Here is a 603-nt window from a genome sequence, read left to right as displayed (position 1 = left end):
ACTAAATACGTGAGCATATGAAAGCAGTAATACTTGCAGGGGGCTATGGCACCCGTATCAGCGAAGAAAGTGGCGTTCGTCCGAAACCAATGGTTGAAATCGGAGGCAAGCCTGTGTTATGGCACATAATGAAGATATATTCCTGTTATGGAATAAATGATTTTATAATATGTTGTGGATATAAAGGTGATGTTATCAAAGAATATTTTGCGAATTATTTTCTTAATAACTCAGATGTAACATTCAATATGTCTGACAATACGATGAAAGTTCATCGGACCGAAACAGAACCCTGGAACGTTACGCTGGTAAATACAGGATATAACACAATGACCGGTGGCCGTTTAAGGCGGGTTCGTGATTATATTGGTGACGCGACTTTCTGCATGACCTATGGCGATGGTTTGAGTGATGTAAATATTGCCGAACTTGTTGATTTTCATCGCACTAATGGAAAGTTAGCAACGCTTACAGCTGTGCAGCAACCGGGACGGTTCGGGGCTTTTACGTTGTCGCCAGAAGAAACGAGTATTAACCATTTCCAGGAGAAACCTAACGGATCAGAAATGCCATGGATTAACGGCGGATTTTTTGTACTGGAAC

The 603-nt window shown here is 41.5% G+C and carries 1 protein-coding gene; it reads left to right on the top strand.

All coding sequences use genetic code 11. From position 1 onward, the window contains the following. Positions 1 to 17: 17 nt before the first annotated feature. Positions 18 to 603 (top strand): glucose-1-phosphate cytidylyltransferase (gene rfbF / locus ACNOHI_RS25190; RefSeq protein ID WP_420477467.1); only part of this gene is annotated, 586 nt, incomplete at its 3' end.

This window comes from Noviherbaspirillum sp. ST9 (assembly GCF_048799745.1).
Lineage (GTDB): Bacteria > Pseudomonadota > Gammaproteobacteria > Burkholderiales > Burkholderiaceae_D > Noviherbaspirillum.
The sequence above is the reverse complement of the archived record's forward strand: the minus strand, read 5'-3'. Positions and strand labels throughout refer to the sequence as shown.